This is a genomic window from Paraburkholderia solitsugae, assembly GCF_013177695.1.
In the GTDB taxonomy this organism is placed as follows: domain Bacteria; phylum Pseudomonadota; class Gammaproteobacteria; order Burkholderiales; family Burkholderiaceae; genus Paraburkholderia; species Paraburkholderia solitsugae.
In genome coordinates this window covers 1-14608 of the sequence record NZ_WOEY01000166.1, presented here as the reverse complement: position 1 = coordinate 14608, position 14608 = coordinate 1, and the positions used below count along the sequence as shown (strand labels likewise).

Annotated in this window: 13 protein-coding genes and 2 riboswitches; of the genes, 3 read left to right on the top strand and 10 right to left on the bottom strand. The window is 63.2% G+C overall.

The genetic code is table 11. The features are described from left to right. Positions 1 to 10 precede the first annotated feature (10 nt). From fliQ to fliL, 6 genes are all read right to left on the bottom strand, one after another. Positions 11 to 280, bottom strand: coding sequence for a flagellar biosynthesis protein FliQ (gene fliQ, locus GNZ12_RS40760; RefSeq protein WP_028198519.1), 270 nt, complete (start codon positions 278 to 280; stop codon positions 11 to 13). Between the two features lie 65 nt (positions 281 to 345). After that, a complete protein-coding gene (gene fliP / locus GNZ12_RS40755) occupies positions 346 to 1179 on the bottom strand; it encodes a flagellar type III secretion system pore protein FliP (RefSeq protein ID WP_172310518.1) in 834 nt (277 codons plus the stop codon). Continuing rightward, entirely contained in the window at positions 1179 to 1709 is a 531-nt protein-coding gene (fliO, locus tag GNZ12_RS40750; RefSeq protein ID WP_172310539.1) for a flagellar biosynthetic protein FliO, read from the bottom strand. Before fliO ends, fliP begins: the two co-directional genes overlap by 1 nt. Positions 1710 to 1879: 170 nt before the next feature. Beyond that, positions 1880 to 2344 (bottom strand): flagellar motor switch protein FliN, encoded by a 465-nt coding sequence (fliN, locus tag GNZ12_RS40745; protein WP_172310517.1) that lies wholly within the window; start codon positions 2342 to 2344, stop codon positions 1880 to 1882. Then, positions 2337 to 3335: a flagellar motor switch protein FliM gene (fliM, locus tag GNZ12_RS40740; RefSeq protein WP_172310516.1), complete on the bottom strand. Its 999-nt coding sequence runs from the start codon at positions 3333 to 3335 to the stop codon at positions 2337 to 2339. The genes fliN and fliM overlap by 8 nt, the downstream gene beginning before the upstream one ends. A gap of 62 nt (positions 3336 to 3397) precedes the next feature. Next, complete coding sequence (gene fliL, locus GNZ12_RS40735; protein WP_172310515.1) at positions 3398 to 3904, bottom strand: flagellar basal body-associated protein FliL; 507 nt, start codon at positions 3902 to 3904, stop codon at positions 3398 to 3400. A 1001-nt stretch (positions 3905 to 4905) separates the two neighbouring features. On the opposite strand from fliL, the gene GNZ12_RS40730 reads away from it, so the two are divergent. Further along, positions 4906 to 5850 carry a flagellar brake protein gene (locus GNZ12_RS40730; protein ID WP_172318183.1) on the top strand — a complete coding sequence of 315 codons (945 nt, stop codon included), beginning with the start codon at positions 4906 to 4908 and terminating at the stop codon, positions 5848 to 5850. Between the two features lie 41 nt (positions 5851 to 5891). Here the strand turns inward: GNZ12_RS40730 and GNZ12_RS40725 are convergent, their stop codons facing one another. From GNZ12_RS40725 to cobW, 4 genes are all read right to left on the bottom strand, one after another. Beyond that, positions 5892 to 6482, bottom strand: a complete 591-nt coding sequence (locus tag GNZ12_RS40725; RefSeq protein WP_172318181.1) for a vWA domain-containing protein — start codon at positions 6480 to 6482, stop codon at positions 5892 to 5894. A gap of 80 nt (positions 6483 to 6562) precedes the next feature. Then, positions 6563 to 7627: an ATP-binding protein gene (locus GNZ12_RS40720; protein WP_172318179.1), complete on the bottom strand. Its 1065-nt coding sequence runs from the start codon at positions 7625 to 7627 to the stop codon at positions 6563 to 6565. Continuing rightward, entirely contained in the window at positions 7624 to 11424 is a 3801-nt protein-coding gene (gene cobN, locus GNZ12_RS40715) for a cobaltochelatase subunit CobN (protein ID WP_172318177.1), read from the bottom strand. The genes GNZ12_RS40720 and cobN overlap by 4 nt, the downstream gene beginning before the upstream one ends. Positions 11425 to 11429: 5 nt before the next feature. Further along, positions 11430 to 12530, bottom strand: coding sequence for a cobalamin biosynthesis protein CobW (gene cobW / locus GNZ12_RS40710; RefSeq protein WP_328806160.1), 1101 nt, complete (start codon positions 12528 to 12530; stop codon positions 11430 to 11432). A 186-nt stretch (positions 12531 to 12716) separates the two neighbouring features. After that, a riboswitch (cobalamin riboswitch) is annotated at positions 12717 to 12989 on the bottom strand. Between the two features lie 79 nt (positions 12990 to 13068). After that, a riboswitch (cobalamin riboswitch) is annotated at positions 13069 to 13296 on the top strand. Positions 13297 to 13520: 224 nt separating this feature from the next. Between cobW and cobA the strand changes: the two genes are divergently transcribed. Next, entirely contained in the window at positions 13521 to 14387 is an 867-nt protein-coding gene (cobA, locus tag GNZ12_RS40705) for a uroporphyrinogen-III C-methyltransferase (RefSeq protein ID WP_235994065.1), read from the top strand. Then, on the top strand, positions 14384 to 14608 hold a 225-nt coding region (locus tag GNZ12_RS40700), incomplete at its 3' end, for a cobalamin biosynthesis protein (protein WP_172318175.1). The genes cobA and GNZ12_RS40700, both read left to right, overlap by 4 nt.

Genomic DNA, 14608 nt, shown 5'->3' with positions numbered 1-14608 from the left:
GGCGCCGCGCTCAGTTGACGAGCGACGGGATGTTGGTGAGCGTCTGGCGCAGATAGTCGAGCATGGTGGTCAACATCCACGGACCGGCGATCACCATCGTGATGGCGATGGCGAGCAACTTCGGAATGAATGACAGCGTGGTTTCGTTGATCTGCGTAGCGGCCTGGAACAGGCTCACTACCAGACCGACCACCAGCGCGACCAGCAGCAAGGGCGCGGCAAGCAGCAGGCCGACGTACATGGCCTGGTGCGCGAGCGTCATGACGGATTCTTGATTCATGGCGAGTCGACCGGAAGCGTGAGGGGTTGAGTGGCGCAGCTAGATGAGGCCGCTAAGCGACGCGGTTAAACAAAGCTCTGCGCGAGCGAGCCGAGCAGCAATTGCCAACCGTCGACCAGCACGAACAGCATCAGCTTGAACGGTAGCGAGATGGTGGCGGGCGACACCATCATCATCCCCATCGACATCAGCACGCTCGCCACCACCATGTCGATGATCAGGAACGGGATGAAAATCGTGAAGCCGATCTGGAAGCCCGTTTTCAGTTCGCTCGTCACGAACGACGGCACCAGCAGCGACAGCGGCACATCTTCCGGGCCTTGCATCGGCGCGGCGTGCGAGATGCGGGCGAACAATGCGAGATCGCTTTCGCGGGTCTGGCGCAGCATGAAGGTCTTGAACGGCGCGAGGCCGCGGTTGACGGCTGTCTCCATCGGCATCGAGCCTTCGGAGAACGGCTTGTAGCCGTCGTTATAGGCCTTGTCCAGCACTGGCGACATCACGAATAGCGTGAGGAACAGCGCGAGACCGACCAGCACCTGGTTAGGCGGCGTGGTGGTCGTGCCGAGCGCCTGGCGCAGCAACGACAACACGATGATGATGCGCGTGAAGCTCGTCATCATCAGCACCATCGCAGGCAGGAACGACAGCATCGTGAGCAGCAGCATCGTCTGCACGCTCAGCGAGTAGGTCGTGCCACCGTTCGGGCCCGGGCTCGTATTGAAGGCCGGCAAGCCGGCGGTTTGCGCGAACGACAGCGTCGGCAGTGCGAGCATCAGAGCCGGTAATACCACTGGCGCGACACGGCGCAGCACGGGAATGACTTTCGAGGCGGCAGAAGACATGCGAGTGGCGTGCGCGTGACGCACTGATTGCGCTGATTGAAGACTGAACTGCATTACCGATCCCCGCTGCCTTGCCCATTGAAACGTTTGCCCACTTCGCCTTTTAAAGCGTCGCGAAAGCGTTGGCCGAAGGTGCCGGGCAATGCTGCGCCGGTACCGGATGCGCCTGGTGTGGCGGGTTGCGTGCCTGCGGCCGGATCGACTGCGGCCGAACCGGCGGGCATCGTGTGCAGCAGACGCACATTGCCCGGCGCCGTGCCGAGCACGAGCCACGTATCGCCGATCTCGACCACCGCGACCCGCTCCTTGCCGCCGAGCGAGGCACCGCCAATCGTCTTTACGAGGCCGCCGCGATGGGCGGGTTGCAAGCCGAAGCGGCGCGCGAGCCATGCACAGGCGAACACCAGACCGATCACGACCAGCAGGCCGACAATGGTTTGCAACACCGCGCCGACGCCAAGCGCCGGAACGGCCGTGCCGGCACCGACACCCGACGCGATTTTCGCGGCGTTGTTGACCGCGTTCATGTCGGCTGCGTGCGCGGCCGATGGTGCGAATGTCGCCACGGAGGCCAGTGCGGCCATCAGCGCCGACGTAGTCGCTGTCGCTGTCGTTGCCGCGGTCGTCGCGAGGCCAGTGCGATGGAGATCATGGCGCGACGCATGTGACGCATGTGACGCATGTGACGCATGTGACGCATGTGACTGAGGCGAACCCTGCGGCATACGCAACGCGGCGCGACCGGCAACACGGTTCATCGATTCAACTTCCGGATGCGTTCGGACGGCGTGATGATGTCGGTCAGACGGATACCGAACTTGTCGTTGACGACCACCACTTCGCCCTGGGCGATCAGGCAGCCGTTGACCAGCACGTCCATCGGTTCACCGGCCATGCCGTCCAGTTCCACGACCGAACCTTGCGCGAGTTGCAGCAGGTTGCGGATCGCGATCTTGGTGCGGCCGAGTTCGACGGTCATCTGGACGGGAATGTCCAGGATCATGTCGATGTCATTACGCGTCGAGGTCGACTCGACCTTCGAGAGCGGCTGGAACACGCCTGCCGTGGTTGCGCTGACTTCCGTGTTGTCGTTCTGCTCGGCCAGCGCGCTGGCCCAGTCGGCCATCGCCGCGTCGTCTTCGGCGCTGGCTGCGTCGGCGGCCAGTTGCGGCGCGCCAGCGGCCAGTTCGGCCTCAGTCTTTGCGTTCAGGTCACTCATATCCACCTTCCTTCATCGTGTCGGCTGCGCTGATCATTTTCTGGACCCGCAACGCGTACTGACCATTGAAAATTCCGTAGCCGCACTCCATCACCGGCACGCCATCGACTTTCGCCGTGATGTGTTCGGGGATGTTGATCGGCAGAACATCGCCACGGCGCATGTTCAGGATCTGTTCGAACGTGACCGGCACCTGTGCAAGGTCGGCGGTCAGTTCCACTTCTGCTGCCTGCACCTGTTGCGACAGCACGCGGACCCAGCGGCGGTCGACTTCGAGCGCCTCGCCCTGGATCGGCGACGAGAGAATGTCTCGGATCGGCTCGATCATCGAATACGGCATGCAGATGTGCAGCGTGCCGCCCGTCGTGCCGAACTCGATCGAGAACTGCGTGACGATGACGATTTCGTTCGGCGTCGCCACGTTGGCGAACTGCGTGTGCATTTCCGAGCGTACGAATTCGAACTGCAGCGGGCGCACGCTTTTCCACGACGCCGCGTAGTGCTCGAACGTGAGATTGAGCAGCTTCATGATGATGCGCTGCTCGGTTGCCGTGAAATCGCGGCCTTCGACGCGGGTATGGAAACGCCCGTCGCCGCCGAACAGGTTGTCGACCACGAAGAACACCAGATTCGGGTCGAACACGAACAGCGATGTGCCGCGCAACGGCTTCACATGGACCAGGTTCAGGTTGGTCGGGATCGGCAGGTTGCGGGTGAACTCGCTGTACTTCACCACCTTCACTGGACCGACGGAGATTTCCGCCGAACGCCGCATGAAGTTGAAGATACCGACGCGCAACAGGCGCGCGAAGCGGTCGTTGATGATTTCGAGGCCGGGCATCCGGCCGCGGACGATGCGTTCCTGCGTCGCGATGTTGTACGGGCGTACGCCCGCACGATCGGTCTGCTCGGCGACCGAGTCGGACTCGCCGGTGACGCCCTTGAGGAGGGCATCGACCTCCTCCTGGGACATGAACTCTTCGTGGCCCATTCCTTATTCCTCGTGCGTCCGGCGGTTAATGATGGCGGCGGTGAATGACGTCACTGAGAACGTCACTGCACGACGAATTCGGTGAACAGCACGTCCTGGACGTGGATCGGCGGCGCGCCTTTATCGGTCGGCTGTTCGATCAATGTCTGGAGTTCGGTGGCCAGCGCGCGTTTGCCTTCGAGCGGCGCGAGGTCTTCCGGATGTTTGTTCGACAGGGCGAGGAGGATGCGGCTGCGCACTTCCGGCATATGGTCGGAGAGTTCCTGCTGGGTTTTCGGGTCGTTGAGCTTGAGGGTCAGGCCGATACGCAGGAAGTGTTGCTGACCGTCGTCCGATTGCAGGTTGACCGTCATCGATTCGAGCGGGAAGAACAGCGGCACGGCCAGTGGCGCCGGCGCACTGGCCGTGGCCGCTGAGGCGGGGGCCGGGCTACGCTGGGACATGTAGAACCACACACCCGCGCCGGCGGCGCCTGCGGCGATGAGCGCGATGACGACGATCAGGATGATGCGCTTCAAGGGGCCCGGCGAGGCGGGCGCGGCTTGCTGGTTTGCGGTCGTGGTTGCCATGAGGTTTGCTTTGCTTGCCTTTAGTGCTGGTGAGGGTGATTGTTGTTTATTTGCCTGCGGCGCGATGGGTCGAAAAGAAGGGTTATTGAGGGCTATCTCTGGTTTTTGCCCGTTTGGGCGGGGGGCGCCTGACGGCGCGGCGTTTGGGGTTTTTGCCTGCGCGGCGCTCGTTGTTTGTCTGCTTGCCTGCTTGCCTGCGGCGTTGGCCTTTCCTTGATTTCTTATTGGTCTATTAGCGTTGCCCCTGTGCGGGGCGGCACTTACTTTCTTTGCCGCCGCAAAGAAAGATAAGCAAAGAAAGCGGCTCAAAACCGCTAATTCTTAAGCGGGTCCCCCGCACAGCCACGGTAGTGGTGCATCTGGAATCCGTGCCCTCGCACATTCGGCCCTGGTGACAAAGCAGTCATACTTCCGGCGGCGCTGCGCGCGCCGACGTGTACTTCACCAAACCATCCGGTCGTTTTCGCGCCCGCCGTCAACTACTCGGCACAGTAGGCCACCGTCCCGTCGCGAACGCGCTACGAGGCACCGCACTTCGTTTGAAGCCCAGGCTCGTATCACCGCGTATCCGTGCCTCTCACGGCCAGATAATTGGGCGCTGCGCCGAAGCATAGCTCCCCGCTTCAAAAGAAGCCCTCGGTTTCCCAGGCAGACCCATCCGCGACGCACGTAGTGCGGAGTGGGAGCTGATGACTCCTTTGTCACTGAAGCCGAATGTGCGAGGGCACAGATTCCAGATGCACCACTACCGCGACTGCGCGGGGGACCCGCTTAAGAATTAGCGGGGTGAGCCGCTTTCTTTGCTTATCTTTCTTTGCGGCGGCAAAGAAAGTAAGTGCCGCCCCGCACAGGGGCAACACTAATAGACCACTAACAAATCAAGAAGAACCACCTCATCATGCAAACAACATAAAAGAGCAACAAAACCCCCAAACCCCTAAAGCTCACCGCGCACGCGGCCGTAAACAAGTAATCCAGCCACATATTTAGCGACACCGACCATGGAAAACGCAACAGAGGCCCGAGCAGAAGCCCAAACAGAGACCCAGGCAGAAACCCCAACACCACACCTGACTCTAGAGGCAGTCCCAATCGGCATCCCTCTCGACTGGCCAATCGCAGACTCCGACGGCACCCTCCTCTTCGCCGGCGGCACCATCCTGGCGACCACAGACGAGCGCAAATTCCTGTTCGACAACTTCCACCCGCACCGCGGCGACTTGCTGGACACAGCCACGCAGCAGGAACCCCAATCCGACCACCCCACCGATAAACCCACCCTAAAGGACATGCACCTGACAATAGGTGCACTAATAGGCGTGCGCTCGCAGCTAGGCAGCGGCGCCCCAATGCACCCATGCCGCATCATCGGCTTCGCCCCCAACCACGCACTCTTCGTCACGCCGCCGCTACACGAAGGCCGCATCCTCCCGCTAGGCCTCAGTGAAAACGTCGAGATCGTCGCCATAGCCAGCCACGCCGTGTTTCGCTTCGTCTGCACGGTCGAGGCAGTGTGCCGCGCTCCATTCGACTACGTGGTGCTTTCAAAACCCGGCGTGATCCGCCGCCTGCGCGAACGCAAGTCGATCCGCGTCCACGCGCACCTCGCAGTACGGTTCGGCATCGGAGAAACCGGCGATTCCTATGAAGGTCTGGGCCTCGCTAAAAGCATTAGCGCAGACGGCATGTCGCTGACCGCCTCGTGGACGCTGGGTACAGTCGGCGAACGACTGCGCGTCGCCTTCTGCCTCAAATCGGCAGAGCAGCAAACCGAGATCGAAACTACAGCGGTCATCCGTAATGTGCAGAAAGGCAATGCGCCGGGCGAGCCATCGACCCATGGCCTCGAACTCGATCAACTCGACGTCGCGCAACAGATGGCGATGAAAGTCTTCGTATTCGACCGCCAGGACGATGTGCAGTATTGGTCCAACGGCTTGAAATAAGCGCACGAAAACGTGCCGCACGTTGCTCGTGTCGCTCAGACTCAGGCGATCAGTTCTTCCGGCGTGAGAAGCGCCGCGCCCCATGCGTCGGCAAGCGTCTGGCACCGGCCCAGCCGTATCGCCTCCCGCTCGAAATCGACGAATACCACCTCGTCGGCGTTGAGCGGCCGCGCCGGCTGATCACCGCTGCGGCCATCGGTCAGGATCCACAACCAGCGCTGCTGCGCGGGCTTGCGGCGGGCGCTGCGCTCCAGCACCTGCGCAGCCTGACGCACGCCGGACGCTAGTGGCGTCCCGCCGCCTCCCCCCACCGGTCTTAGCCACCGTTCGCTCCACCAGCGCGGCACGGCTGGACCGAAGCGCAGATCCGCGCCGGCACCGCCAAAACACACCAGCGCAGCCTCGGCACGCGCGGCGCCTGCACGATCGAACAGCGCAATCAGCAAACCCTTAGCCAGTGCAAGGCGCTGCCCGCCAAGCATGGAACCTGAACAATCGAGCACGAAGCAATGCAGTACGCCGCCTCGCGGCGCCTCGCGCACGAAGCGCAGATGCTCGGCGCGCAGTGTGTCCTGACGCCGCGCGGTGAGCGTCGGCAGCCATGCAATGCGCTTTCCCGGCGCACCTTGCAAACGGCCACGCGAACCTGCGCCAGCACCTTGCCGCCATCGAAAACCGCTGCGCGAGTCAGCGGCGGCACCCTTCCGATGGCTCAGCGTTTTTTTGCGTTGAGCGGAATAACGCCTTTGACCCGTGCGACGCCCGCGGGCTGCGGTGGCAAATAACCCCAATCGCTATCGCCGGCAGCGGCGCCCGGCGCTGTCCCCGTAGAAGCGAGTGAAGGTGCTGCATCCGCACCGTCGGCGACCTGCAGCGGCGCTTCGCTCTCACGTGCGTCGCCACCTGCACGCGTCTCGCGATCGTGGCGCCGATGCATCAGCACCGCCTCAGCGACCCGCTCGACATGTTCCGTCGTCACCGCGGACGCCTGCTCCAGCGCAGCCAATGCCCGCGCTGCGCGCAACATCACGAGATCGGCACGCAACCCATCGACCGCCGCGTCGATGCACAGCGCGCTGACATGCGCATGCACGGCGTCGTCGAAGCCGAGTTGCGGCAGCGCTTCACGCGCCGCGCGAATCCGTCGAACATACGTTTCCTGTTGTTGCGTATATCCCGCACGAAAACCCGGCGGATCGAGATCGAACGCCAGACGTGCTTTGACGATCTGCTGACGCACCTGCGGCTCAAAACAATTCTGCAACCCGACCATCAAACCAAAGCGATCGATCAGTTGCGGGCGCAACTCGCCTTCTTCCGGATTCATCGTGCCAATCAGCACGAAGCTCGCATCGTGACTATGCGAAACACCATCGCGTTCGATGGTATTCACGCCACTGGCAGCCGCATCGAGTAACGCATCGACGAGCGCATCGGGCAACAGATTCACTTCGTCGACATACAGCACGCCGCGATGGGCTTTCGCGAGCAAGCCAGGCGAAAAACGCACCGAGCCGTCGCGCAGCACGGTTTCGATATCGAGCGTGCCGATCAAGCGATCTTCGCTCGCGCCGAGCGGCAAATTCACCAGTTGCCCTTCCGGCAACAACTCAGCGAGCGCGCGCGCCGCGGTCGATTTCGCCGTGCCGCGCGGCCCGCTCACCAGCACGCCGCCGAGACCTGGATCGATCGCCGCCAGCAGGAGCGCCTGCTGCAATGGCTTCTGGCCGATCAGCGCAGCAAATGGAAAAGCGGGCCGTTGGGTCGCTGCATTCATGTTTGGATTCCTTCGATCTGCTGCTCGCTCGCAAGCAGATGTTGTTCGACTTGCGCGCGATAGTCACCGGGCGCTTGCCACAGACCGCGCTGCATCGCTTCGAGCAGACGCTCGCAGATCGAATGCATGGCATGCGGATTGTGCCGCTGCAAGAACTCGCGAGTATCGGCGTCGTTCAGATAGGCATCGGTGACGAGCGCATATTGATGATCGGCGACCACCCGCGCGGTCGCGTCGTAGCCGTAGAGGTAGTCGACCGTCGCCGCGATTTCAGCGGCGCCCTTGTAACCGTGGCGCTTCACGCCGTCGAGCCATTTCGGATTGACCACCCGCGAACGGATCACACGCGCAATCTCTTCATGCAGCGTGCGAACGCGCGGCGCGGCCGGATTGCTATGGTCCGCGTGATAGATCTGCGGCTGATTGCCTGCCAGATGCCGCACCGCCGCGACCATACCGCCCTGGAACTGGTAGTAATCGTTCGAATCGAGCAGGTCATGCTCGCGGTTGTCCTGGTTCTGCAGCACCACGTCCATCGCCGCAAGACGTGTGCCGAACGCGTGGCGCGCTTCTTCCCCGGTACCTTTCTGCGTGTAGGCGTAACCGCCCCACGCCTGATAGGCGTTCGCGAGATCGGCATCGGTTTGCCATTGCTGCGAGTCAATCATGTCCTGCAGACCTGCACCATAAGCGCCGGGCCGCGCACTGAACACGCGCCAGCCGGCGCGCTTGCGCGCCTCGGTAGCGTCCATGCCGCGCGCAATCAGCGCATCGCGTTCGCGCAGCACACGCGCGCGGATCGGGTTCAGGTCCTCGGGCTCGTCGAGTTCGGCCACGGTCTGCACGGCGGCGTCGAACAGATGCATCACGTTCGCGAAGGCATCGCGGAAAAAGCCCGACACGCGCAACGTGACGTCGATACGTGGCCGGTCAAACGCTTCGATCGGCATGATCTCGAAGTCGGTCACGCGATGACTGCCCGGCGCCCACTTCGGCCGCACACCGAGTAAAGCGAGTGCCTGAGCGATATCGTCGCCGCCAGTGCGCATCGTTGCGGTGCCCCATACCGAAAGCCCGATCGCGCGCGGATAGTCGCCCTTCTCCTGCAGATGCCGTTCGATCAACTGCTGCGCGGATTTCAAACCGAGCGACCATGCCGCCTGCGTCGGCACTGCGCGCGTATCGACCGAATAGAAGTTGCGGCCGGTAGGCAGCACATCGGGCCGTCCACGCGAAGGCGAACCGCTCGGCCCTGGCGGGACGAAGCGCCCTTCAAGGCCGCGCTTCAGATGCAGCATTTCCTGCGGACCGCAAGCGTCGAGCCGCGGCAATACGTCGTTGCGCAGGCGTTCGATCACGCGTTCGACTTGGGGCAACGTCCCAGCCGCCGGCATCGCAGCGGACGTCTCATCGCCACACACGCCACGCAACATCTCAGCCGCCAACAACTCCAGGCGCTCACGCGTATCGCCGCTGTGCCGCCACGGCGCGTCGCTCACACGTTGCATAACGTCGGGGCGAGGACCGTCCCACGCCGCCGACCAATCCACCGACAACGGATCGAACAGATGATCCATCTGCAGATCACGCGCCAATGCATCGATCAACCCGGCCTTACCGCCCTGGCCATCGCCGACCGGAAAGCGCCCCAAAGCCAGCAACGTATCGCGCCGCTGCACTCCAGCGGGCGATTGCCCGAACGTATGCAGACCATCGCGAATCTGCGCCTCCTTCAACTCGCACAGCCAGGCGTCGACGCGCGTCAACAGCACGTCCTCATCGTCTTGACCGGTCGGCGCCGCGAGACTCAACTCTTCATGCAGCTTATGCTCGACGATGGTCGCGAGAATCGTGCGCCTCAACAGCTTCGAGCGGCGTGGATCGACCATCAGCGCTTCATAGTATTCGTCGACCTGGCGTTCGAGGTCCTGCAACGGCCCGTAAGTTTCGGCGCGCGTGAGCGGCGGCATCAGGTGATCGATGATGACGGCCTGCGCGCGGCGTTTCGCCTGACTGCCCTCGCCCGGATCGTTGACGATGAACGGATACAGATGCGGCATCGGCCCGAGAATCAGATCGGGCCAGCAGACATCGCTCAATGCGACGCTCTTGCCCGGCAGCCATTCGAGATTGCCGTGCTTGCCGACATGCGCGACTGCGTCGATGCCGAACTGATGACGCAGCCAGAAATAGAACGCCAGATACGCGTGCGGCGGCACGAGCTCAGCGTCGTGATAGCTCGCGTAATCGCCCTGTTCACGAGAACGCGACGGCTGAATCCCGACGAACACCTGCCCGCAGCGCCAGCCCGCGATCATGAAACGGCCGCGCCGCAACGTCAGATCCTGGTCGGGTGCACCCCAGCGCGCGTTCAGCGCGTGGCGGGCTTCGGCGGGTAAGGCGTTGAAGTACAAAAGATAGTCGTCGAGCGCAAGGCTTTGCAGCGCGGGGCGCAAGTCGCGCACGACCGGATCGTTGGTCACGCCTTCGGTCAGCTTCTTCAACAGCGCATCGCCGTCGGCGGGCAACTCGGCGACGCGGTATCCCTCATCGCGCAACATGGACAGAATGCCGACCACCGAGGCCGGCGTATCGAGTCCCACGCCATTGCCGATGCGCCCTTCGCTCATTGGATAGTTGGCGAGGATCAGCGCGAGTTTCTTGTCCGCGTTATCGAGCGTGCGCAACCGGCACCAGCGGCGGCTCAGTTCGGCCAGAAAGCCGACGCGTTCGAGGTCCGGTTGATAGCGGACCACATCGACCTCGGTGTGCGGACAACGATAGGCGAGCCCCTTGAAGCTGATCGCCCGCGTGATGATGCGTCCGTCCACCTCCGGCAGCGCGATATGCATGGCGATATCGCGCGAGTTGAGGCCCTGATTGTCTTTGAGCCAATCCTCGCGGTTGCCGCCGCTCAGGATCACCTGCATCACCGGCGCGTCACCGGCGAGCGCAAGCGGCTCGGGGTCGTCGATGGCGGACGCGGCGAATGCGGTTGTATTCAGCACCAGTGCGACATCATGTTGCGCGCACAGCCGCTGAACGACGTCGCGGCTCATCGCATCTTTCAGCGAGGTAATCGCGATCGGCAGCGGATTCAGGCCTTGTGCTTCGAGCGCATCGATCAGCGCGTCGAACACGGCCGTGTTGGCCGCTTGCAGATGCGCCTTGTAGAACAGAATCGCGGCGACCGGTGCGCCCTTACGCCAGCGCGCCTGCCAGTCGGCTACGGTCGGCGTGTCGTGTTCGGGATGGTAGAGCGTCGCGGCAGGCAGTGCGCGCGGCGGCGCCGGCTCGCGCCCCCAGCCAAGCGAGCGGTACGCGATGCAGCGCAGGAACGCCTCCGCATTCTGCGGGCCGCCTTCACGCAGATAACGCCAGAGCTGATGGCACAGATCGGCGTCGGCGGTGCTGCGCGCGAGCAGGTTCGGGTCTTCCTGCAGATCGCCGGAGAACATCGCGAGCGTCTGCTGCTTGCGCTCAGCGAGCGCGACCACCTGCTCGATCCCGTACGGCCAATACGCCTCACCGCCGAGGTGATCGACCACAACGACACGCGCATGCTGCAACACGTCTTCGACATAGAAATCGACCGAAGCCGGCTGCCGCAAATACGTGACGTTCGCGAGCCGCACGCTCGGAAAACCCTCGCCCAGACGCGGAAACACGCTCGCGAGCAGCGACAGCGTGGTATCAGCGGAGCTGAGCACCACGATATCGGCGGGCTGCTGGTCGATACGGATCACGCCTTGCGTATCGTCGACAAAGCCCCCCGGCGTGGTGCGCAGCAGATGCATGACGGTTACGCCTGTTGCGGCTGAGCGCTCGCCTCGGCGCCCAATGCGGCGTCGAATGCCTGTTGCAGCGCGGCCTGATCGAGGTCTTCGCCGATCAGCACGAAACGGCTTTGCAGGCCTTGGCCCGTTTCGCCCGCTTGCCAGCGCCGGTCGAAGTAACTATCGAAACGACGGCCCACGCCCTGGATCACCAGACGCATCGCCGCGTCCGGCAAAGCCGCGAAACCTTTGACGCGGTAGATCGTGTTCGTTTCGACGAGCCCCCGCAACGCGGCGATCACGGCCTCACGCGACGACACATTCGCGTGCACCACCACCGAATCGAACTCGTCATGATGGTGATCGGCGTCTTCGGCAGAACCATGATGATCATGGCGCAGGTGAATCGTTTCTTCCGACGCCGCTTCGAGACCCAGCAACGTATGCAGATCGAGCCGGCCCATCTGCGCGCGCACGATCTTCACTTGCGGCGGAATTTCTGCGCGGATGGTGGCTTCGACAGACGCTTGATGCGATTCGTCGAGCAAATCCGTTTTGTTCAGAATCACCAGATCGGCTGCCGACAATTGATCTTCGAACAATTCGTGCAGCGGCGATTCGTGATCGAGATTCGGATCGGCCTTGCGTTGTGCATCCACGGCGAGCGGATTCTCGGCGAACTGGCCGCTCGCTGCGGCCGGGCCGTCAACCACGGTGACGACTGCGTCGACAGTAAAGCTATTCTTGATCTGCGGCCAGTTGAACGCCTGCACCAACGGCTTCGGCAACGCGAGACCGGAGGTTTCGATCAGCACGTGATCGATCTGCTCGCGCCGCTCCACCAGCTTTTCCATCACCGGGAAAAACTCCTCCTGCACGGTGCAGCACAGACAACCATTCGCGAGTTCATACAGTTGCCCTTCGGTCTCGACGCCGTTTTCATCGCAACCGATGCCGCAACCCTTGAGGATTTCCCCGTCGATGCCGAGTTCGCCGAACTCGTTGACGATCACCGCGATGCGCTTGCCGCCCGCATGCTGAAGAATGTGCCGCAGCAGCGTGGTCTTGCCGCTGCCGAGAAAGCCCGTGACGATGGTGACGGGAATCTTGCGCATTTGAGTTTGCATCGTGAGGTCCATCCGTAGGAGTTGCACGTGCACGCCGGCGCATGTCTGTTCAGGCCGGGCACACGGGGCACATGCCGCAAGCCACGACAATAAGCAAACACGGGGACGAACAACGGCGTTGCCAAGGCAACAAAGAAACAGAAAACGGGAGTGAAGTCATGAACGCGCCGCCGCATCCCCGCGGTGGTCGTTCTTCGTCGTCTGGCCGGTATCCGGGCTGGCGAAAGCGCCGCTTCCCCTTCCCGGACGAGTGGTTTCTCGCCCAGTGGTTATATGCCGACGCGGCCTTGCGCGTGGACATCGAAGCCGGCTCCGCGGCGCTGGAGAACGCACCGCTTTTCGCTTACCGTTGCGGGGGCAGCACAGGTTGACCCGGTCCATTGCAGGTGGGCACCCTGTTTCCCGTTTAACTGCATGCGCACGAGCGCGCACACGAGCACCAAAGTGCGTGCGAGTTTAGGCCGAGAGCCCCGTGCCGTCAAGGAAACGCGGGCCGCGGCAGGGCCTTTGCGCAGTGCCGGCGCGGCCTGCCGTGTGCTATCGTATGCGCGCGTTTGGTGCCCGCATATGCGTTCGCATGTGCAGTTAAACGGGAAACAGGCCGCGCTCGCTGCGCTCAACCTGTGCTGTCCCCGCAACGGTAAGCGACCTGCGGTGCTTTCGCATCGCGCATGCGTTTGTGATGCCACTGTCTGACGAATCCGGACGGGAAGGCAAAACGCATGAGGCCGCCAGCCCGGATACCGGCCAGACGCGGAGGCAGCGAACATCACGCTGCCGGCCGCCGGAATCCGCGAGGGACGGATGTGAAGGCGCTGAAGCACGATGTGGCGCGGCCGTTGGCGTTTTCCTGAGGGAAACGCGGCGAGCGGCGTTTTTCGTCGCGCGTAATCCGTAGCACCGCATGACCTCAATTTCTGCCGCCTCCGGCATCTTCGCGCCTCACCCGCTCCCGCTTGTCACGACATGGCGCTCGCCATGCACGCCGCGATGACCCGCGCCTGGCTGATCGGCGCCGGCCCCGGCGATGTCGAACTGATGACGCTCAAGGCGACTCGCGCCCTCGCGCAAGCCGATGTGGTGCTGGTCGACGATCTGGTGAACCCCGATGTGCTGCAGTTCGCCCGCGCCGATGCCCAGGTCGTGTACGTCGGCAAACGCGGCGGGCATCCGTCCACGCCGCAGGCCGGCATCGTCGCACAGATGCTAGAACACCTGCAGGCCGGGCGCAGCGTCGCGCGTTTGAAAGGCGGCGATCCGTTCGTGTTCGGCCGTGGCGGCGAAGAACAGCAGGCGCTGCATGCGGCGGGTATCGAGGTGGATGTGATCAACGGCATCACCGCCGGGATTGCGGCGCCCGCGGCGATCGGCATTCCTGTGACCCATCGCGATCACGCGCAAGGCGTGGTGTTCGTCACCGGACACGGCGCCGGCAGCAGCGAGCCGGACTGGGCCGCGCTCGTCGCCACGCGGATGACGCTGGTGATTTATATGGGCATGCGGCGGCTGAACGATATCGCCGGCGCGTTGCTCGCGGCCGGCATGAACGCCGATACGCCGTGCGCGGCGATCGAATCGGCCACGCGTCCGGAGCAACGGCATACGCTCGCCCGACTCGGCGAGTTCGCGGATGCGGTCTCGTGTGCCGGGCTCGGCTCGCCGGCGATCGTGGTGATCGGCGGCGTCGTGTCGCTGGCTTTGGCGCGGGATGCTGTGAATGCGAATGCAGGTGCGCTGGACGCAGTAGACGCGGTGGGAGCGGTGGGAGCGGTGGGAGCGGCAAAGGTAACGAACTCGGCCGGGACGGCAAACGCGTCGGACACCTCCAACGCCGCGAACCCAGCGGACGCCCAATGAAAACGCTAACCATCGGCATCGGTTGCCGCTTGCACAGCTCGGCTGCGCAGATCGAAGCGGCTGTGCGTGCCACACTCGGTTCGCATGCATTCGATGAAATCAGCGCGATTGCCTCGGTCGACGTCAAAGCCCACGAAGCCGGTTTGCTCGAATTCTGCGCACGTCACGCGCTGCCGCTGAAGCTGTTCAGCCGCGAGCAGATCGCGGCGATATCCTTGGAC

What these genes read in the sequence shown, in the direction of transcription:
- fliO (WP_172310539.1), bottom strand. Translation starts at nt 1,709, where the DNA reads ATGGCCGCACTGGCCTCCGTGGCGACATTCGCACCATCGGCCGCGCAC.
- cobA (WP_235994065.1), top strand. Translation starts at nt 13,521, where the DNA reads ATGACCCGCGCCTGGCTGATCGGCGCCGGCCCCGGCGATGTCGAACTG.
- cobW (WP_328806160.1), bottom strand. Translation starts at nt 12,530, where the DNA reads ATGCAAACTCAAATGCGCAAGATTCCCGTCACCATCGTCACGGGCTTT.
- fliM (WP_172310516.1), bottom strand. Translation starts at nt 3,335, where the DNA reads ATGGGCCACGAAGAGTTCATGTCCCAGGAGGAGGTCGATGCCCTCCTC.
- GNZ12_RS40720 (WP_172318179.1), bottom strand. Translation starts at nt 7,627, where the DNA reads ATGAATGCAGCGACCCAACGGCCCGCTTTTCCATTTGCTGCGCTGATC.
- fliP (WP_172310518.1), bottom strand. Translation starts at nt 1,179, where the DNA reads ATGCAGTTCAGTCTTCAATCAGCGCAATCAGTGCGTCACGCGCACGCC.
- GNZ12_RS40730 (WP_172318183.1), top strand. Translation starts at nt 4,906, where the DNA reads ATGGAAAACGCAACAGAGGCCCGAGCAGAAGCCCAAACAGAGACCCAG.
- fliQ (WP_028198519.1), bottom strand. Translation starts at nt 280, where the DNA reads ATGAATCAAGAATCCGTCATGACGCTCGCGCACCAGGCCATGTACGTC.
- fliN (WP_172310517.1), bottom strand. Translation starts at nt 2,344, where the DNA reads ATGAGTGACCTGAACGCAAAGACTGAGGCCGAACTGGCCGCTGGCGCG.
- cobN (WP_172318177.1), bottom strand. Translation starts at nt 11,424, where the DNA reads ATGCATCTGCTGCGCACCACGCCGGGGGGCTTTGTCGACGATACGCAA.
- fliL (WP_172310515.1), bottom strand. Translation starts at nt 3,904, where the DNA reads ATGGCAACCACGACCGCAAACCAGCAAGCCGCGCCCGCCTCGCCGGGC.